This window comes from Sphingomonas folli, assembly GCF_019429525.1.
Taxonomy (GTDB): domain Bacteria; phylum Pseudomonadota; class Alphaproteobacteria; order Sphingomonadales; family Sphingomonadaceae; genus Sphingomonas; species Sphingomonas folii.
The window spans coordinates 346,404-365,488 of the sequence record NZ_JAHXZL010000001.1; the positions used below are offsets into that span (position 1 = coordinate 346,404).

Below are 19,085 nucleotides of genomic sequence, written 5' to 3' on the forward strand. Positions count from 1 at the left end.
GGTCGGGGGAGCGAGAGGACCAGCATGACCGAGACCAGTGACGCGCACAGCGCGCAGACCACGCTCGCGGGTCGGCGCGCGATCGTCACCGGCGGCACCACTGGGATCGGGCGCGCGGTCGCGGTGCTGCTCGCCGCCGAGGGCGCGAAGGTCTATCTGGTCGGCACCGACCAGGCGCATCTCGACGACGCGCTGGCGCGGGTGCGCGAGGTCGGCGCGGGCGAGGGCGGGCTGTTCGATCTCAGCCGCCCCGAGCAGGTCGGCGCCGCGGTGGACGCCGCCAGCGCGGCGCTCGGCGGCTATGACGTGGTGGTCGCCAACGCCGCCGAGGCCGCGAGCGGGGTCACCGAGATGGACGAGGCCGAGCTGCTCCACGCCATCGCGCTCAACTTCACCCACTATCTGCTGCTGACCCAGCGCGCCGCGCGCGACCTGCGCGAGGGCGACGTGGTGATGATCGGCTCGACCAGCGCCTATGTGCTGGGGCCGCACTCCACCGTCTACGCCGGGATCAAGAGCGGGCTGCAGGGCTTCTCGATCGCGCTCCGGCGCGAGCTCGGGCCGAGGGGCGTGCGCGTGGCACTGGTCGAGCCGGGCCTGACCGGCTCGGACATGCAGCTGCCCGACATCCCGCCGGAGAAGCAGCGCGCGATGATCGGCGAGGAGAAGATGCTGCGCGCCGAGGACATCGCCGTCGGCGTCCACTACCTTCTCACCCAGCCGCGCCGCGCGGTGATCCAGCGGCTGACGATCAGCCCGCGCGTCCAGGACGGGGACTGACCGGCATGGCGGCTGATTTCCCGCATGACGCGCTGGTGTTCACGCCCGACGACGTCGACCTGTCGCGCTCGCCCTTGGCGGGCCAGCTCGACGCCGAGACCTATGTGCTCGGCGCCTTCAATCCCGGTATGACCCGGCTGCCCAGCGGTAACCTGTTGCTGATGGTCCGCGTCGCCGAGGCGCTGCGCCACCCGATGCGCGACCAGCAGATCCACGCGATCCGCTGCGACGCCGGCCGCTACGTGCTCGACGCCTGGCCGCTCTCGCTGGTGGATACCTCGGACCCGCGCAAGTTCATGATGCGCGGCGGCGGGTGGAAGGTGATGGCGCTCACCTCGCTGTCGTGGCTGCTGCCGGTCGAGCTCGACCCGAGCGGCACGCGCGTCGAGGCGGTCCATTACGATCGCGCGATCGCGCCGCGTGCCGCCTATCAATGCTATGGCGTGGAGGACGCGCGGATCAGCCGCGTCGACGGGCGCTATTACATGACGACCTGCTCGGTCAGCCCCGAGCGGCACTGCACCACATTGTACACCAGCGACGACGCGCTCGACTGGCAGCTCGAGGGGATCGTGCTCGACCATCAGAACAAGGACATGCTGATCTTCGAGGGCAAGGTGCGCGACGCCTTCTGGGCGCAGACGCGGCCGCTCGGCGACCTGTATTTTGCCTACCCGCCCGAGAGCGAGTGGCGCGCGGGACCGTCGATCAACCTCGCCACCTCACCCGACGCGCTCCACTGGAAGCCGCTGGACTCGCCCGGCATCCGACCGCACGCCAAGACGATGGCGACCGCGCGCATGGGCGGCGGCGCGCCCCCGGTGCTGACGAGGGTGAACGGGCAGGAGGGCTGGCTGACCTTATGGCACGGCGTCGAGCCATCGGGCGTCGTGGGGATCTATCGCACCTATTGGACCTTGCTCGACCGTGACGACCCGTCGCGCGCGCTCGCCACCAGCGACGCCGCGCTGCTGGAGCCGGCGCCGGCACTGACCGAGCCGCTCAAGGAGCAGATGTACCTCGACGATGTCGTCTTCACCACCGGCCTGGCGGACGGCGGTGAGCATTGGGTCGTCGCGAGCGGGGAGGCGGACCTGGCGTGCCGGATCACGCACGTCCCCAAGCGCGCGATCGGCTGACCGGCCGCGTGGCCGGCACCGCGCCGCGGCGGTGCCGGCGGACGGCTCAGTTGCTGTCCGAGTTGTCGCCGTCGTCGACCGCGATGATCACGCCCGCGACCACGACCGCGGCGGCCAGCACCAGACCGACGATCGCGCCGGGCGCGGCGAGCTCGCTCTTGCCCTTGGCGGTGGCCGAGGCGCGCGCCGACTTGGCGACCGACAGCGAGGCGGCGGGGTTGGCGGCGGCGAGGGCCGGGGTGGCGGTGAGCGCGAGCGCGGAGGCGCCGGCGATGATCGACTTCAGCATGTAGAGAACTCCCTTGGTCCTGCGAGCGACGGCACGGGCCGCACCACTCGCAATTTGCTTTAAGCACGAGAGTTGCGTGCAAATCACCGACAACGTGGTGCGCGCATGCTTTCTCGGCGCTATGTGGCCGCCATGCCACAGCCGCTCTCGCTCCTCCACGTCCTGCCGAGCTTCGACCTCGACGCGCGCGGCGCGCGCGTGGCGCGGCTGATGACCGCGTTCGGCGATCGCGCGCGGCATCGGCTGATCGTCGCCGACGCCACTCGGCTCGCGGCGCGACAGCGCGTCGGCAAGGGGGTCCGTTACGAGATCGCGCAGGAGGCGGCACCGCTCGCGGGCAAGCCCTCGCTGGCGCGCTACGAGGCCCTGGCCAAGCTGATGCGCGGACACGATCTCGTCCTCACCTACGACTGGGCCGCGATCGACGCGGTGATGGCGCGCCGCGTGTTCGCGCGCGGGCTGCCCCCCGTGATCCACCACGAGGACGGCTTCGTCGACGTCGAGGCGGGCGGCCTACGCCGCGACCGTACGATCTACCGTCGCCTGGCGCTCTCCGCCGCGCACGCGCTGGTGGTGCCCAGCCGCGCGCTCGAGCGGATCGCGCTGGAGACGTGGAAGCAGCCGCGCGCACGGGTCCACCGCATCGGCAACGGCGTCGCCACCGCGCTGTACGCCGAGCGCCCGGAACCGCGCGCGCTGCCCGGCTTCGTTCGGAACGAGCGCGAGCTGACGATCGGCGCGGTCGGGGCGCTGCTCCCGCACAAGGACCTGCCCGCGCTCGTTCGCGCGGTCGGCGGCCTGGCGACGCGCTTTCGCCTCGTGATCGTCGGCGAGGGGCCCGAGCGCGCCGCGATCGAGCGTGCCGCGCTGGCGATGGGGATCGACGATCGTGTCGTGCTCACCGGCTCGGTCGAGCGGCCGTACCGCTACATGGGGCTGTTCGACCTGCTCGCCTTATCGTCGACGAGCGAGCAGATGCCTACCCCGGTGATCGAGGCGATGGCGGCGGGGCTACCGGTGGTGAGCCCGCCCGTCGGCGACGTCGCCGAGATGGTCTCGCCCGAGAACCTGCCCTATGTCACCGAGCATCACGGCGAGGTGCGGCTGCGCGACGCGATCCAGGACCTCGCCGACCCGGCGCTGCGGGCGCGCGTCGGTGCCGCCAACCGCGGCAAGGCGCGCGCCGAGTTCGACGAGGCGGACATGATCGCGCGCTACGCCGCGCTCTACGCCGCCGCCGCGGGTGACCCGGCCGGTCTCGATTGAGTCGCAATTTTGTCGCGCTGCGGCCCGATTGCTTTATACGGGCGCGCTACGTCAGTGATGGAAGTGGGAAGAGCGTGTTCAAGGGGCTGAAGCCGATCGTCTATGGAGGCCATGAGGTGTGGCCGCTGGTGGAAGGTGGCAAGGGCGTCGCCGCGACCAACCACGCCTCGGCCGGGGCCTGGGCCGCGGCCGGCGGGATCGGCACGGTCTCCGCGGTCAACGCCGACAGCTACGATCCCGACGGCAAGATCATCCCGCAGATCTACCGCGCGCTGACCCGGCGCGAGCGCCACGAGGAACTGATCGCCTACGCCATCGAGGGCGCGGTGCAGCAGGTGCAGCGCGCGTGGGAGATCGCGGGCGGCAAGGGCGCGATCAACATCAACGTGCTGTGGGAGATGGGCGGCGCGCCGCGCGTGCTCCACGGCGTGCTAGAGCGCACGCGCGGGCTGGTCGCGGGCGTCACCTGCGGCGCGGGCATGCCCTATAAGCTGAGCGAGATCGCCGCCTCGTACAACGTCAGCTACCTGCCGATCGTGAGCTCGGGCCGTGCTTTCCGCGCGCTGTGGAAGCGCGCTTATTCCAAGGCGAGCGAGTGGCTCGCGGCGGTGGTCTACGAGGATCCGTGGCTCGCCGGCGGGCACAACGGCCTGTCCAACGCCGAGGACCCGCTCCGGCCCGAGGACCCCTATCCGCGCGTGAAGGCACTGCGCGAGACGATGCGCGAGGGGGGCATTCCCGATACCACGCCGATCGTGATGGCGGGCGGCGTCTGGTACCTGCGCGACTGGGAGCACTGGATCGACAATCCCGAGCTCGGCACGATCGCCTTCCAGTACGGCACGCGCCCGCTGCTCACGCGGGAGAGCCCGATCCCCGAGGCCTGGAAGACGAAGCTGATGGAGATCGAGGAGGGTGAGGTGCTGCTCCACCGTTTCTCCCCGACCGGCTTCTACTCGTCGGCGGTGCGCAACCCGTTCCTGCGCTCGCTCGAGGCCCGCTCGGAACGCCAGATCGCCTTCTCGACGCAGGAGGCGGGTGACCATGTCTTCCAGCTCGACGTCGGTGTGAAGGGCAAGAACTTCTGGGTCACGCGCAACGACCTGCTGCGCGCGCGCCAGTGGTTCGGCGAGGGCTTCACCGACGCGCTGAAGACCCCCGACAACACGCTGGTCTTCGTCTCGCCCGGCGAGAAGGCCGAGATCCGCAAGGACCAGGCCGATTGCATGGGCTGTCTCAGCCAGTGCCTGTTCTCGAGCTGGGCCGACACCGAGACCAACTCGACCGGGCGGCTCGCCGACCCGCGCAGCTTCTGCATCCAGAAGACCCTGCAGGAGATCGCGCACGGCGGCGACACCGACCAGAACCTCATGTTCGCCGGGCACGCCGCGTTCAATTTCAAGCGCGATCCCTTCTACTCGAACGGCTTCGTGCCGACGGTCCAGCAGTTGGTCGATCGCATCCTGACCGGCGACTGAGCGCGGTGTCGCCGCTCGCCGCCGCGCTGGGCAGGGTGGCGGCGGCGCTGGACGGCGCGCGTGACCCGTGGTGGGTGATCGGCAGCGCCGCGGCGTGGCTTCACGGGGCAGTGACGTCGGTCGCCGACGTCGACGTGCTGCTCAGCGCGCATGATGCGACCGCCGTGTTGGCAGCGTGGCGCGGCGCGATCGTGATCGGTGCGCCGGGTGAGCGCTTCCGCTCGTCGCCGTTCGCGCGGTTGCAGGGTGCGACGCTCCCGATCGAGCTGATGGCCGGACTCGAGGTGCACGATGAGAGGCATTGGAGGGCAGTGCGACCGGTCACGCGGCAGGCGCTCGCCGGCGTGTACGTGCCCGAGCGGGAGGAACTGGCCGCGTTGTTCGCGCTGTTCGGCCGCGACAAGGATCTCGCGCGGGCAGACTTGCTCGGGGCAAGCGCGACGCGCTCCGGCTCCGTATAGCGAAGGGTGAGGGCGAGGCGGCGGGTAGCAGCCCGGCCGTCCTATGGACGAGCGCTCCTCACCGGGCTCCCACCCTCACCGATCGCCGGGGACTCAGTCTACCACGGTGCCGACGACCGCGCCGCCGACGCCACCGACCGCCGCGCCCTTCTCGACGCTCTTGCCCGTCGCCGCCGCGACACCGGCGCCACCCGCGCCGCCGATCGCTGCGCCGCGCAGCGTCGAGCAGGCCGACATGCTCACCGCGCCGGCGACTAGCAGGGTGGAGAGGAGAATCTTACGCATGGATCGACTTCCTGTGCTGTGGAATGCCCGCTCCAATGACGCGCGGCGCGATGGGTTCCGTCACGCAACCTTTCGTCACGCACCCGCCGCGACAATCACTCGGCCTCGCGACAATGATGACGCGCGCGCAACATCGCCGACATGCGGACGACAAGCGCGGCGACGAGGGGAGGCGCGAGGAGATCGCGCATGTACCACGACCACGACGCCGATTATCACGCCGCCCGAGCGCGCGCCGAGGCGGTTCGCGCCATCGCCGCCAGCAGCGACGCGGCGGCAGCCATCCACCAGGAACTCTGCCTGCGCTACACCGGCCGGCTACTCGCCGCCCTGGTCCTAGGCAGGGTGGGGCGGGGCCACGACTGAGCCAGGACCGATCCTCGCCCGGTCGCGAGATCGTGGGCGGGGGATCGCTCACGCCCCTCCGCCGCTCGATGCAGCGCGATGACGCGGCCGCGCGGCGTGCGTCCCGTCGCCGCGGCGACCATCGAGGTGAGCGTATGACGGGCTGATCGCCGGCTGAAGACCCGTCGAGGCGAACGCACGACCGGACCTCGTGCGGCTCGGACGCGCGTTCCGTGATCGAGGTTCCGACCGTGGGGCAGATCGGACCGCCTGTCCGCGCCGGCTCTATCCCGCACGCTGGGAGCGGCGCCGATGTGATGCGCCGACGTGCCAGTGACGGCGGAGCGAGCTCATGCCGAGCGCGGTCGTGCGACACTGGCTTGTCGATCGGTCGCGTCTGCCGCGGCCGATCAGGGCGTTCGTCGCGGATCGAGTGCGGGGCCGTGAGCTTCGCCCAGGACCCCGCGCTTCGTGGGTCCCGGAACGGCGACGTCCCGGACTGCCGCAGATCCGCCAGCCCATGCCGCCGCGGGTGCCGCAGGGATAGGCGCCCTGCGGCGCGAACCTCTCCCCGCCGCGCGAACTTCCTCCGCCGCAGGGACGAGCACCTCCCTCGGCCGGCGTCACCGACACCGGGCGTCCGTCCTGTCGACACCCGCTCCTTGACCAGCTGAGGCCGTTCGCCCGTCGCCGCGCGTACGGCTGATGACCGCTTCACACCCCGGCGGCGGCGCGCGCGCTATCGATCGAGAGCAGCGCGTCGAGCGGGTAATTGGCGCCGTTGACCGTGACGATCGCGCGGCCGTCGAGCATCATCGCCGACGTGATCGTTCCCGCCGCGGCGACCGCGCCGTTTATCGTCGCGCCGTTGACGTCCTTGGCGACGAGCGACAGCGTGTAATTGCCCTCGGGCGCTCTGCCGCCGAGCGCGCTGGTGCCGTCCCAGTCGATCCGGCCCTTGCTCGCCGGGCTCGGCGCCATCGTCTTGACGACGAAGCCCTTGGCGTCCTTGATCTCCGCCATCATGGTCGCCGGCACCTGGCTATACTGATACGACCAGGTGGCGGGCTTGTCCGCGCTCAATCCGGCGACGGTCGTGTCGAAACGAGCCTCGCGGCCGATATAGGAGGACGCCTGCGCCAGCTCCTGCGAGGTCAGCTTGGCAAGGATCGTCTTGAGAGTGCCGCTCTGCTGGATCGACTGCTCGGTCTGTGCGAACTGCACCAGCTGGCTGGTGAACTGCGTCGTGTCCATCGGGCTGAGCGGATTCTGGTTCTGTATCTGCGACGTGAGCAGTTTCAGGAACATGTTGAAGTCGGCGCTGATCACCGGCTTGTTCTCGCCGGCCGCGGCGTCGCCGCCACTCTCGGGGGCGGCGCGATCGGCCGCCGCCTTCTGAGTCGCCGTCTTCTGCGCCGCCGCTTTCTGGGCGGCGCTTCTCTCGGCGACGAGGCCGGTGTCGGACGTGCTGATCGGGGCGGTCATGGTGGCAACTCCTCAGGCGAAGACGTCGATCAGGCCGCTCGCGCGCAGTCGTCGCGGTGGAGACCCGGCGCTAGGGTGGTCGGAAGCGGGTTCGGCGTGAGCGGCGTGGCGCTGATCGCGCGCTACCGGCGCGTCCCATCGCTGGCCGCTGCCGGACTGCCGCTCCGAGAAGTGGAAGGACTGCGAGTCCGCGCGCACGCCCGCGTCGGCTAGGGCGCGATGCAGCTGATCGAGGTCGCGGCGCAGCAGGTCGAGCGCGGCGCGATTGTCGCTCGCCACGATCGCCCGCAGCCCGCCGTCGGGACCGAAGCTCAGCTGGACGTCGATCCGGCCGAGATCGGGCGGATCGAGCCGCAGCGCGACATGGTCCCGCCCGTCGGCGACGCCGCGCGCGAGCGCCACGCCCGTATCCTGTCCGATCGTGCCGAGGCGCGCGAACGCGCTCATGGCGCCGGACGCGGCCTCATGCGGCGCGTAGAGCCGTTCGAGATGGTGCAGCGCGGCGGCGTCGGCCTCGCTCCCACCAGCGCGCGCGAGCGACGACGCGGCCGCGGAGGCCGAGGGTACGACGGCGCCCGTCGGCACCGGTGTGGCGAACGCCGTGGCCGCGGTGGAGGACAGCGCCAGACCGGCGTGATGCGTGCCCACGCCGTGTGGCATGGTCGCCCCCGCGGCGGCGACGTGCGTCTTCTCACCCTGCTCGACGCCGTCCGTCGTGTCGGCCGCGTCTAACGGCGACGGTTCGACCCGGGCGGTGCCCGGCCGACCGGCATGCGCCTTGGGCCTTAGCGGCCCGGCGAGTGAACCGCTCTCCGTGCCGCCCGCTCCGGCCCGCGTGAGTCCATCGGCTCTCTCGGCCTGCGATATGGTGACGATCGGCGTCATCGCTGCCAGGGCGGCTGACCCGGTGACGTCGGGGTTCGTGGAAGACGTGTCGTCGGTGAGAGGCGCCGGATCGGTCTCCGCCGCATCCCCCGGTCCGGCGCGCGGGGCGCCGCGATCGACGTCGCTCGCGATCGCGGCGCGATCATCGTCGGCCACCAGCGTGGTGCCGTCCGTGACGGCGGCGCCGAGCACCGGACCGCTGCCCAGGCCGATCACCGCGGCGACAGGGGCGATGCGCGATCGGATCGTCGCGTCGGGTGAGGCGGCGGTCGCGTGGGGCGGCGCGGACGCGGCCGCTGCGGTGGCGTCGGCGTCGGCGTCGATCCTCGCCGCGACCGCCGTGCCCGGGTCGCTGGGCGCCGAGAAGCCCGCGGTGGAAGGGGCGTCCAGCTCGCGCTGCGTGGTGAGGCGGGATGCGGCCTCGCGGGCATCGACGACGCTCGCGCCCCCGTCGACCGACCTTAGGTCGCGCGACGCCAGCGCCGCGCGCGCCGCGGGAGCTTCGTCCCCGGAAAGCTCGTCCGCGAGCAACTGACCGAACGGGCCGGAACCATGGCCGTCATCGTCGCTCGAGGCACGCGAGGGCGGGAACTGGCCAGCGGCCGTGGCGGAATGGACGTCGATCACCGGCACGCTGACTCCACGATCAAAGCTAGAGGTGAACCCATCATAGGACGCCGCCCGCTCACGCCGCGGCGGCGGTGGCGGAATCCTCGTCGAGCGTTCCCAGCGCCCGCACGCGCGCGCGCGGGTGGATCTCGCCCTGCGACAACACCACCGTGGCGGGGCGCGCGCGCTCGATCACCGAGCGGACGAAGGGGCGCAGCGCCGGGCTGGTGAGCAGGCACGGTATCTCGCCGCGCTCGGCCCAGCGATCGAGCGCGCGCCCGACCGAGCCGATGAAACGCTGTACCAGGTCGGGCGCCAGCGCCAGTTGGCGCTCGTCGCCCTGGCCGACGATCGCCTCGGAGAAGACCTCGTCCCATTCCGCACCGAGCAGCAGGACCGGGATCGCACCGTCGCGTGCGTGCTGCGCCGAGATCTGGCGCGCCAGTCGCGCGCGCACGTGCTCGGCGATGAAGCGGATCGATTGGGTGAAGCTCACCGCCTCCGCGATCCCCTCGAGGATCGTCGGTATGTCGCGGATCGAGATCTCCTCTGCCAGCAAGGTCTGCAGCACCCGCTGCACCGCGGATACGGTGATCTTCGACGGGATGATCTCGGCGACCAGCTTCTCGACGTCGCGGTGCACCTCGGTCAGCAGTTTCTGCGTCTCGGTATAGGTGAGCAGGTCGGGCAGATTCGCCTTCACCACCTCGGTGAGATGGGTCGTCACCACCGTGCCGCAGGTCACCGTGGTGAGGCCGCGGAGCGCCGCCTCGTCGCGCAGGCCGCGGTCGATCCACAGCGCCGGCAGGCCGAACACCGGCTCGCGCGCCGACTCACCGGCGAGGCCGAGCGGCGCGCCGCCGGGATTGATCACCAGCAGCTTGTCGATCCGGATCTCGCCGCGCGCCGCCTCCGTGCCGCGCACGAAGACGAGATATTGGTGCGGCGGCAGCGTCATATTGTCGAGGATGCGGACCGCGGGCAGCACGAAGCCATAGTCGGCGGCGAGCTGGCGCCGCAGCGCGCGGACCTGGTCGTCGAGGCGCGGCTCGCTGTTCGAATCGTTGATCAGCGGCAGCAGCGCGTAGCCCAGTTCGATCCGCACCGCGTCGATCGCGAGTGTCTCGGCGATCGGCTCGGCGGCCTCGGCCGCGCTTTTCTCCGCCTCGATGATCGAGACCGCGAGTTCGTCGGCGCGGCGACGCGCGGCGACCTGGCCGAGCGACCAGCTCAGCCAGCCGCAGCCGGCCGCGAGCAGCGCGAAGGGCACGAAGGGCAGGCCCGGCGCGATCGCGAGCGCGGCGAGCAGCGCGGCCACGATCGCGAACGCCTGCGGATAGCGGCCGAGCTGCTCGCTCAGCGCCATCCCGGTCTTACCGCGCGCGCCACCCTTGGACACGAGCAGGCCCGCCGCGGTGGAGACGATCAGCGCGGGGATCTGGCTGACCAGCCCCTCGCCCGCGGTGAGGATCGTGTAGGTGCGGAACGCCTCGCCGAACGGCAGGCCGTGCAGCACGACGCCGATCGTCAGCCCCACCAGGATGTTGATCCCGGTGATGACGACGCTGGCGATCGCGTCGCCCTTCACGAACTTGGAGGCGCCGTCCATCGCGCCGTAGAAGCCGCTCTCCGCCTCCAGCTCGGCGCGCTTGGCGCGCGCCTGCTCCTCGGTGATCATGCCGGCGGAGAGGTCGGCGTCGATCGCCATCTGCTTGCCGGGCATCGCGTCGAGGCTGAAGCGCGCGCCGACCTCGGCGATGCGCCCCGCGCCCTTGGTGATGACGACGAAGTTGATGACGATGAGGATCAGGAAGATGGTGAGGCCGATGATCGTCTCGCCGCCCATCAGGAACTCGCCGAACGCCCCGATCACACCGCCCGCGGCGCGATGCCCCTCGTGGCCATGGCCCAGGATCAGGCGGGTCGAGGCGAGATTGAGCCCGAGCCGCAGCATCGTCACGATCAGCAGGATCGTGGGGAAGCTCGAGAGCTGCAGCGGGTTCTCGATGAACAGCGCGGTCATCAGGATCAGCACCGACACCGTGATCGACGTGGCGAGCCCGAAGTCGAGCAGCCACGCCGGCATCGGCAGCACCAGCATGGCGATGATCGCGGCGACGCCGAGCGCGAGGCCCAGGTCGCGGGTCTCGGCGATGCCGCCGAGCAGCTGACGCAGCCGGTTCACAGGCAGGCCCGCTGCGCGGGCGAGAGGGCGGGAGGAGTCACGGCAACACCCTCGTCGATCAGCGCGCGCAGCTTGTTGCGCATGGTGCGCACGGAGATGCCGAGCATCTGCGCGGCATAGGTGCGGTTGCCCTGGCAGAAGCCGAGCGTGCCGAGCAGCAGCTCGCGCTCGACCTCGGCGAGGCGGCGGCCGACCAGCGGCAGGATCTCGCCCGCGGCGGCCGCGCCGCCCTCGGCCTCGTCCGGCGCCGGGCGCAGCGCGATCAGCAGCGGCGAATGGCGCGCGATCTGCGCCAGCAGCGCGCCGTCGACCCGCCGCAGCGCGTAGCTCGCGTGCTGCGCGCGCGCCAGCGAGCGCGCCAGCCGCAGCACCGCCCGCCGTCCGCCCAGCAGGAACAACTCGTCGTCATCGTCGCCCCCGTCACGCATCAGCCGTCCTGTCGGACGATCTCGGTCAGCGTCACGCCGAGCGCGTTGTCGACCAGGACGACCTCGCCGCGCGCGACGAGCCGGTTGTTGACGAACAGGTCGACCGGCTCGCCGGCGCGGCGGTCGAGCGGGAGCACGTCGCCGGGGCGGAGCCGCAGCAGCCGGTGCAGCTCCATGCGCGAGCGGCCGAGCACCGCGCGCAGCTTCACGGGCACGTTCATCACGGCCTGCAGGCTGTCGGCGTTGGGCGGCGTGTCGATCGCGGCGGGGGCGGGGGGCGGGGGCGGCGCGGTCTCGGCGCCGGCGGCGGGCTGTTCCATCGTGCTGTCCATCGTCACTTCCTCACGCGTTCATCCACTGCCGCACCACCGCGGCCGACTCTGCCGGGCTGGCGGCGATCGCCGCGCCGATCCGCTGCAGCGCCGACAGGCGAACCTTGCCGTCGACCTGCGCCAGCGCGATCTCCTGATCGAGCAGCGCGAGCTCACTCGACGCCTCGCCCTCCGGCCCCTCGAGCTGCGGCGTGGCCGACGCCTCGCCGGTGAGCGCCGGCTGTGCGGCGGTGACCGGCTGCGGCGGCAGGATCGCCACGTCGCGCTCGGGCGCCGGGCGCAGCTGGCGCCGCAGCAGCCACGCGCCACCGAGCAGCGCCGCACCGATGATCAGCCACTTGGCTATGTCCAACCACTCGGCGCCGGTCAGTCCGAGCGTGCGACCGTCGCCGGTGCCGTCGTCTAGCCCGTCGGCCGCGAAGGCCATGTTCTCGACCACCACGCTGTCGCCGCGGCCGGCATCATAGCCCACCGCATTCTCGACCAGCCGCGTCAGTCGCTGGACCTGGCCGGCGTTCATGCCCTTGGCACTGCCGTCGACCATCACCGCCACCGAGAGCCGCTCGATCCTGCCCGGCGCGCTGACGCTCACCGTCTGCGTCCGGCTGTTCTGATAGGTGGTGTCCTCGGAATTCTCCGCCTTGGCGGCACGCTGCGTCTCGGCGCCGCTGCCGTTGATCGGTGCCTGGCTGTCGGGCAGCTGCGCCGAGACGGTGGCGCCCTCCGCGCCTGCGGTCACCGCGTTGCTCTGGTCGTTGGTCTCCACCGTGACCTGGCGCTGCACCACCTGCGTGTCGGGATCGTAGCGCTCCGCCTCCTCGCGCTTCTGGTCGCGGTCGAGCGTCGCCGCCACCTCGGCGCGCACCTTGCCATGGCCGACGATCGGCTCGAGCAGCGACTCGACCTGACCGCGCAGACGGCTCTCCAGCGCCTGCTGCTGGCCGTCGAGATCGCCGCCCGCGCCGCTGCCCTCCTCGCCCGCGCGCGCGAGCAGCGCGCCGGTCTGGTCGATCACCGACACGGAAGCGGGCGCGAGTTCGGGCACCGACGAGGCCACCAGGTAGCGGATCGACTGCACCGCCTCGCCCGGGAGGCGACCGGCGGTGCGCAACGTCACCGCCGCGCTCGCCTTGCGCTCCTGGGTCGAGAACAGCTCGCGCTCGGGCATCACGAGGTGCACCCGCGCCGCGCTGACATGGTCCAGGCTCTGGATCGACTTGGCGAGTTCGCCCTCGATCGCGCGGGTCTCGTTGATGCGGGCGCGCGACGAGGACACGCCGAACGGTTCCTCGGTGTCGAGCACCTCATAGCCGATCTTGCCGCCCAGTCGCTCCGACGCCAGCGACATGCGCAGGTCGGGCAGTCGGTCCACCGGCGCCAGGATCGCGCGCCCGTCCGAGGAGAGTTCGAAGGGGACGTTCTGTGCCTTGAGCTTGTCGGAGATCGCGGCCGCCGCGCTGGGGTCCAGGTCGGTGTAGAGGAAGCCCATCGGGCCGTGCGACCCGCGCACCGCGAGCACCGCCAGCGTGACCAGCAGCGCCGCGGCGACCGCGCCCATCAGCATCATGCGTCGCGAACCGAGTTGCGCGATCAGAGAACGTAGCTCTTTCATCGGGGCAGGCGAGCCTCATGGCTGGGAACGGAGGATCTGTGTCACCTCGCCCGCGGGAGAGGTCGTCCGCATTATAGGCGGTCAGCCGAGCGCCGGATCGCGCGCGTCGTCTTCTTTGGCCGGATCCGCCGCGGCGCGGTCGTCGCGCGCGGTCGGCGCGATGGTGGCGAGCGCCGGCGCCAGCTCGGCGCTCAGCGCCGCGCGACGCGCGGCCGCGTCGATCGCCAGCCCGCCGCGCCGCCAGTCGACCATGCCGTCGCCCGGTGTCACCTCGTCGTCGGGCACGATCTCGACGTGAATACCGCGGGTCAGCGCGCGCGGGCGTTCCGCCAGCCACAGGTCGAGCGCGGGCGCGAGCGAGGGATTGACCCGGATCGCCAGCGCGGTGGCGCGCTCGGTGTCGCGGAGCACGCGCTCGACCGCCGTCGTCACCGCCGCGAGCGGCCAGGTCACCGCGACCTCGCCCGCGAGGAGATCCGCCGCCGCGAGCGCGAGCTCGGCCGCGTCGCGGGTGAGGTCGGCGACCCGCTCGTCGATCCGGTGCTCGATGGTCTCGAGCTGGTGGCGAAGCGCGTCCAACGCCGCCCGCAGCGCCGCCGACACCTCGGCGCGGCCCTCGTCGCGCCCCCGGTCGAGCGCGGCCTCGCGCGCCTCGGTGAGTTCGGTCGCATGGGCCGTCGCCTGCGCGTCCAGCTCGGTCTCGAGCGCGCCGACGCGCTCCAGCAGCGCGTCGAGCGAGGGTGGGGCGACGATGGTGTCGAAGCGCGGGCCGAAGTCGAACGGCTGGATGTTCATGGCGATGTCCCCGGCAACCGATCAGTAGATCACCGTGTCGTCGCTCTTGGCGTCGAACAGCACGATCTCGCCGCGGTCGGCGAGCGACTTGGCGAGGCGGACGAGATTGGCCTGCGCCTTCTCGCAGTCGCGCGCGCGCACCGGACCCATCGCCAGGATGTCCTCCTGCAGCATCTTGGCGGCGCGCAGGCTCAGCGCGGCGTAGAACACCTCGCGCGTCGCCTCGGGCGCGGCCTTGAGCGCGAGCGCGAGGTCGCGCTTGTTGCTCTCGCGCACCAGCACCTGGACCGCCTCGGGCAGCAGCCGTGCGAGGTCCTCGAAGGTGAACATCAGCTCGCGGATCCGCTCGGCCGACTCCGGCGCGCGCGCGTCCAGCTCGGACAGCAGGCGCTCCTCCGTGCTGCGGTCGAGCGCGTTGAACACCTCCGCCATCGCCTCATGGGGGTCGCGCCGCTGCGCCCGCGCCAGGTTCGACATGAACTCGCCGCGCAGCGTCTGCTCGACCTGCTGGATCACGTCCTTCTGCACGTTCTCCATGCGCAGCATGCGCATCACCACGTCGGTGGCGAACTCGGGGGGCAGTGCCCCGAGGACGCGCGCGGCGTGGTCGGGGCGCAGCTTGTGCAGGATCACCGCGACCGTCTGCGGATATTCGTTCTTGAGATAGGAGGCGAGCACCGTCTCGCTGACGTTGGACAGCTTGTCCCACATCGTACGCCCGGCGGGTCCGCGAATGTCCTCCATGATCTCGTTGAGCTGATCCGACGGCAGCACGCCGCGCAGCAGCCGCTCGACGCTCTCGAACGAACCGTGCATCGTCGCCATGCCCGAGACCTCGGCGAGGAAGACCCGGAGCAGATGCTCGATCACGCTGGCGGGCACGCGGCCGAGCTGCGCGATCTCACCCGACAGCTCCTTGATCTCGTCGGTCGTCAGCTGCTCCCAGATCGGCCCGCCGTGCTCCTGACCGAGGGCCAGCATCAGCGCCGCGGCGCGCTGCGGGCCGGTGTAGCGGCTCACGCTCGCGGGCTCGGCGAGCTGGGCGGTGGCGGTCATGCGGCAGGTCTCCAAAAAGACGGTGGCCGGCGCCCAGCGGACGCGCGTCTCGCCTATTTATAGGAGTAGCAAGTCGAGCGAACGCGAGGACGTCATGAATTTGTCGAGCAGCATGATCGCGCTAAGCATCCTTAGCAGTGGCTCGGGCAGCAGTGGCTCGGGCAGCGCGATCAACCCGTATCAGGACGATGGCGGCGACATGCCCGCGATCGAGGGCTCGAAGGCGCGCGCCGCGAAGAAAGCGTTCACCACGGTCAAGGCCGCCGCGCCCTGGGAGAGCAAGGACTATAAGGCAGCCGATCCCGCGCAGCTGAGTGCCATCCGATCGATGAAATCGATCACCGCGGTCAGTAGCGCCGACAAGCTCCCGGCCGATCCCGACCTACGCGCCACCTTCATCGCCTATCGCGCCGTCGACCGCCTGCAGGTACTCGCGCAGGCCGCCGCGAAGGCCGGCATCTCGACGCTCGATCGCGAGCAGCTCCAGCGAAGGTTCGAGCTCGGCCTGGGACAGTTGCGGTCCTTCGTCGAGAATGCGGGAACCGACAAGCTGACGCTCTACTACGGCAAGGCGAGTGCCAGCGTTCAGTCGTTCGCGCTCAACCTGCCCAGTTACACCGTGTCCGGGAGAGGTGACGCGGTGGCGAGCGCCCCCGACGCGGCGCTGACCGGCCTGTCAGGTCGTGAGGTGCTGGAGGTCCATATCGGGGCGCGAGGAAGCGCGCGCGACACCATCAGGGTGGATCTGAGCACCGGGCCGCAGCCGCCGACGCTGAAGAGCGTCGTGGGCTCCATCAATGCCGCGATCGCCGCGGTGACCGACCGGTTGCCGGACGGCACGATCATGCGCAACGGGGATGGCTCGGCGCGCTCGCGTTGGTCGACCCGCTTCGAGGTGCGCGAGGTCAGCAAGGGGCATTACGCCATCGGCTATTCGCTGGCGGCGGGCGAGTTCGCCTCGATCGGGGAGGAGGGCGCGGGAGACGCGCTGATGGTGGCCGTCGCGCGCCATGGCAAAAGCGAGGCGGACGCGGTGCAGTTGCGGCGAGTCAACGATCCCGTCACGGATCTCGCGGCGTCCCGCACCGTCGGTAACGACGTGTCGGTCGACCGCGCCGCCACCGCCCGCAAGGCGGCCGACATCGATGCCAAGGAGAGTGCGCGTAAGTCGCAGAACAAGGATCACGTCCGGCCGGATCCCACCGTGAACGCGGGGCTGACCGTGCACGCGAGCGCGAGTGACGCGGATGGCAACAGCTATCTCGTCGGCACCGCCAGGGGCGATTACGGCGCGGTCCGGTCGGACGGGAACAGCGCGCTGTTCCTGACCAAGGTCGACAGCGGCGGGCATGTGCTCTGGCGCCGTGCGCTGGCCACGACCAGCCATGTCGAGGGGGCTGCGATCTCGGTCGACCGGAAGGGCAACGTCAGTGTCGCCGGGACGGTAGCGGAGAAAGCGTCGGCGCCGGGCGCGATCGGTCACGACGCCGATCTGCTCGTAGCGCGTTTCGACTCGTCCGGGGAACAGCTGACCCGGGCTACGATACAGAATATCGGGTCTGACCTCGCACGAGGGGTCGTCGCCGACGCCGACGGGAATATCGTCGTTGCCGGGAGTACGGTAGACCGCTCGGGCGCGCGCGCCGGCCTGATGGTACGTGTCGACGCGAGCGGCGCGGTGACGCAGCGGGTCCGCGTCGCCGACGTCGACGAGGTGAGATCGGTCGCGATCGACGCCGCCGGGTCGGTATTGGCGCTGACCGGGGACAATGGTGGGTCCAGCCTTCGGCGTTACCGATCCGATCTCTCGGGCGAGATGGGGCATCGCTCGCTCGGGACGGGCGTGCAGGCGACCGCGCTGGCTGTGGCCAGTGACGGGCGGATCGGTGTCGCCGGCGCGACGAGCTCGGCGGTCGCGGGCGACCAGGCGAACGCGCGCGCCGGCGCACGCGACGCCTTCGTGACGATCGTCTCGGACGATCTGTCCGGCGCGCGCACGTCCTACATCGGCGGGTCGAGCGACGAGGTCGCCGACAGTCTGGCCTTCTCCGATGGCCAGGTCTACGTCGGCGGTCGAACCTATGGCTCGCTGAGCGGCGCGCGTGGCGGCGTCGTGGATGGCTTCGTCGCCAGAGTGTCGACGAGTGACGGCACAGTCGGCGCGGTCAGTCAGTTCGGCGCGCAGGGAGATGTCACCGGCGGCGTCGAGGTGAGTGTTGTGCACGGGGGGCGCAATCATCTCGGTCTCCTCGGACTGAGCAGTGGCGAGTTGGCGCCGCGCGAGAGCGCTAAGATCGTCGATCAGACGGGGATCAGACCGGTACCCTCTGGGATGGGGATCGCGGGTCTCGGCGCCATCTCGGGGGATACCTTTCGGCTCCAGCTGGACGATGGCGTCATCAGAACGATCGCGATCACGGCGGACGACACGCTCGCCAGCCTGCGCGACAAGTTGAAGAAAGTGGTCGGCAAGGCGGCGATGATCTCGCTGGTCAGGGGTGAGCAGGACAGAACGTCGCTCAAGATCAGCGCGCTTCCAGGCCACAAGGTGACCTTGTTGCACGGCGTGACAACGGCGGAGAAGGGCGACGCGCTCGCCATGCTCGGCTTCACCGCGGGCACCGTCTCGACTCCGGTCAGCAGCCGCGACGTCAAGATCCGGCCAGGCGGCAGGTACGGTCTCAACCTCGCCGATGAGCTCGCGATCGTCTCCAAGGAAAGTGCGGCTCAGGCCGCGCAGCAGCTGGCCAGCGCGGCGGGTGAACTGAAACGGGCCTATGGCTCGCTGTTCTGGAATGCTGGCAAAGCACAGATCGCCGACGGTCGTCCGGCGGGCGGTGGCGGCGGCAGCGCGGCCGATCGGGCCAAGCTGGCCAGTTACAAGGATGCGCTGGCGCGGCTCTCCGCTGTATCGAGCGCACGGCCGACAGGGTCACTGCTGTGAGCGCGACACCGCCGCTGATCGAGGCGATCACCCGGTCGCTGCACCACCTGGCCGCACGGCAGCGCGTGATCGCGGGCAATGTCGCGAACAACGATACACCGCATTATCAGGCGCAGGAGATCGCTGCCCCGGATTTCAGCGCGCTGTTGGCAGAGCAGCTGGAAGGCTCACGCGCGGTGCGGGTGAGCCATCCCGCCATCGCTGCCTCGGCACGCATGCTGGCGCTGGGCGCGACGCCGCCGCGAGACACACGCATCACGCGGGACGAGGAAGTGAGCGAGACCAAGCCCGACGGCAACAACGTCTCGCTCGAGGACCAGTTGCTCAAGCTCGGGCAGGTCCAGGCCGATTACGCCGCTTTGACGAGCATCTACCGCAAGCAGTTGGCGCTGTTGAACGAGGCCATCGGACATTGATCGCGGCTATACTGATCCAAGGCGCATGCGAGGGCGGAGGGCCGTGGAGTAAGACCGTTGGGGCGGGTGATCCGGTCCGCGCGATCGATCGTCGCGAGGGTTCAGCTACTCTGCGATCGCGGCGTCACTCTATAAGCGCAGGATGGCGGAGCGGCGCGAGATAGCGGATGGAGGCCGGGTGACGCGAGCCAGCGCGCGCCGTCGGCGCATGATCGGCGCCATCAGCCGCGCGAGCGGGGCTGGAACGACAGCAGGACATGGTCGACGATCGAAGGATCCTGTGATCCGATCCTGT

The 19,085-nt window shown here is 70.8% G+C and carries 18 protein-coding genes; 8 read left to right on the forward strand and 10 right to left on the reverse strand.

What is annotated here, in order from left to right; all coding sequences use genetic code 11:
- Positions 1 to 24: 24 nt before the first annotated feature.
- Positions 25 to 780, forward strand: a complete 756-nt coding sequence (locus tag KZ813_RS01550; RefSeq protein WP_219753208.1) for an SDR family oxidoreductase — start codon at positions 25 to 27, stop codon at positions 778 to 780.
- A gap of 5 nt (positions 781 to 785) precedes the next feature.
- On the forward strand, positions 786 to 1,919 hold the full coding sequence (locus tag KZ813_RS01555; RefSeq protein ID WP_219753209.1) for a glycoside hydrolase family 130 protein: 1,134 nt from the start codon (positions 786 to 788) through the stop codon (positions 1,917 to 1,919).
- A 46-nt stretch (positions 1,920 to 1,965) separates the two neighbouring features.
- Here KZ813_RS01555 and KZ813_RS01560 read toward each other — a convergent pair whose 3' ends face one another.
- The gene (locus tag KZ813_RS01560; protein ID WP_219753210.1) at positions 1,966 to 2,208 is read right to left on the reverse strand and encodes a hypothetical protein; all 243 of its coding nucleotides are present in this window, start codon (positions 2,206 to 2,208) and stop codon (positions 1,966 to 1,968) included.
- 132 nt (positions 2,209 to 2,340) lie between these two features.
- On the opposite strand from KZ813_RS01560, the gene KZ813_RS01565 reads away from it, so the two are divergent.
- The 3 genes from KZ813_RS01565 to KZ813_RS01575 all read left to right on the forward strand — a co-directional run bounded on the left by KZ813_RS01565 (position 2,341) and on the right by KZ813_RS01575 (position 5,413).
- Positions 2,341 to 3,474 (forward strand): glycosyltransferase, encoded by a 1,134-nt coding sequence (locus KZ813_RS01565; protein WP_219753211.1) that lies wholly within the window; start codon positions 2,341 to 2,343, stop codon positions 3,472 to 3,474.
- 74 nt (positions 3,475 to 3,548) lie between these two features.
- The gene (locus tag KZ813_RS01570; RefSeq protein WP_219753212.1) at positions 3,549 to 4,952 is read left to right on the forward strand and encodes an NAD(P)H-dependent flavin oxidoreductase; all 1,404 of its coding nucleotides are present in this window, start codon (positions 3,549 to 3,551) and stop codon (positions 4,950 to 4,952) included.
- Between the two features lie 5 nt (positions 4,953 to 4,957).
- Positions 4,958 to 5,413: a hypothetical protein gene (locus tag KZ813_RS01575; RefSeq protein WP_219753213.1), complete on the forward strand. Its 456-nt coding sequence runs from the start codon at positions 4,958 to 4,960 to the stop codon at positions 5,411 to 5,413.
- 93 nt (positions 5,414 to 5,506) lie between these two features.
- Here the strand turns inward: KZ813_RS01575 and KZ813_RS01580 are convergent, their stop codons facing one another.
- Entirely contained in the window at positions 5,507 to 5,698 is a 192-nt protein-coding gene (locus KZ813_RS01580; protein ID WP_183931466.1) for a hypothetical protein, read from the reverse strand.
- 189 nt (positions 5,699 to 5,887) lie between these two features.
- On the opposite strand from KZ813_RS01580, the gene KZ813_RS01585 reads away from it, so the two are divergent.
- Positions 5,888 to 6,064: a hypothetical protein gene (locus tag KZ813_RS01585; RefSeq protein ID WP_219753214.1), complete on the forward strand. Its 177-nt coding sequence runs from the start codon at positions 5,888 to 5,890 to the stop codon at positions 6,062 to 6,064.
- A gap of 693 nt (positions 6,065 to 6,757) precedes the next feature.
- Here the strand turns inward: KZ813_RS01585 and KZ813_RS01590 are convergent.
- The 8 genes from KZ813_RS01590 to KZ813_RS01625 form a co-directional block, all read right to left on the reverse strand.
- Positions 6,758 to 7,528, reverse strand: coding sequence for a flagellar hook assembly protein FlgD (locus KZ813_RS01590; protein WP_219753215.1), 771 nt, complete (start codon positions 7,526 to 7,528; stop codon positions 6,758 to 6,760).
- Between the two features lie 12 nt (positions 7,529 to 7,540).
- The gene (locus KZ813_RS20320) at positions 7,541 to 9,046 is read right to left on the reverse strand and encodes a flagellar hook-length control protein FliK (protein WP_219753216.1); all 1,506 of its coding nucleotides are present in this window, start codon (positions 9,044 to 9,046) and stop codon (positions 7,541 to 7,543) included.
- Between the two features lie 52 nt (positions 9,047 to 9,098).
- Positions 9,099 to 11,207: a flagellar biosynthesis protein FlhA gene (flhA, locus tag KZ813_RS01600; protein WP_219753217.1), complete on the reverse strand. Its 2,109-nt coding sequence runs from the start codon at positions 11,205 to 11,207 to the stop codon at positions 9,099 to 9,101.
- Positions 11,204 to 11,635, reverse strand: a complete 432-nt coding sequence (locus KZ813_RS01605) for a helix-turn-helix domain-containing protein (RefSeq protein ID WP_219753218.1) — start codon at positions 11,633 to 11,635, stop codon at positions 11,204 to 11,206. The genes flhA and KZ813_RS01605 overlap by 4 nt, the downstream gene beginning before the upstream one ends.
- The gene (gene fliN / locus KZ813_RS01610; protein WP_219753219.1) at positions 11,635 to 11,967 is read right to left on the reverse strand and encodes a flagellar motor switch protein FliN; all 333 of its coding nucleotides are present in this window, start codon (positions 11,965 to 11,967) and stop codon (positions 11,635 to 11,637) included. Before fliN ends, KZ813_RS01605 begins: the two co-directional genes overlap by 1 nt.
- A gap of 10 nt (positions 11,968 to 11,977) precedes the next feature.
- The gene (gene fliF / locus KZ813_RS01615) at positions 11,978 to 13,531 is read right to left on the reverse strand and encodes a flagellar basal-body MS-ring/collar protein FliF (RefSeq protein WP_258046347.1); all 1,554 of its coding nucleotides are present in this window, start codon (positions 13,529 to 13,531) and stop codon (positions 11,978 to 11,980) included.
- Positions 13,532 to 13,660: 129 nt separating this feature from the next.
- Positions 13,661 to 14,374: a FliH/SctL family protein gene (locus KZ813_RS01620; protein WP_219753221.1), complete on the reverse strand. Its 714-nt coding sequence runs from the start codon at positions 14,372 to 14,374 to the stop codon at positions 13,661 to 13,663.
- Between the two features lie 21 nt (positions 14,375 to 14,395).
- Complete coding sequence (locus KZ813_RS01625) at positions 14,396 to 15,430, reverse strand: flagellar motor switch protein FliG (RefSeq protein ID WP_219753222.1); 1,035 nt, start codon at positions 15,428 to 15,430, stop codon at positions 14,396 to 14,398.
- Between KZ813_RS01625 and KZ813_RS01630 the strand changes: the two genes are divergently transcribed.
- Together KZ813_RS01630 and KZ813_RS01635 are read left to right on the forward strand one after the other, a co-directional pair.
- Positions 15,429 to 18,374: an NHL repeat-containing protein gene (locus KZ813_RS01630; protein WP_219753223.1), complete on the forward strand. Its 2,946-nt coding sequence runs from the start codon at positions 15,429 to 15,431 to the stop codon at positions 18,372 to 18,374. The two genes, KZ813_RS01625 and KZ813_RS01630, sit on opposite strands and share 2 nt — an antisense overlap.
- Positions 18,371 to 18,790 (forward strand): flagellar biosynthesis protein FlgB, encoded by a 420-nt coding sequence (locus tag KZ813_RS01635; RefSeq protein WP_219753224.1) that lies wholly within the window; start codon positions 18,371 to 18,373, stop codon positions 18,788 to 18,790. The genes KZ813_RS01630 and KZ813_RS01635 overlap by 4 nt, the downstream gene beginning before the upstream one ends.
- The last annotated feature ends 295 nt before the right edge of the window (positions 18,791 to 19,085 follow it).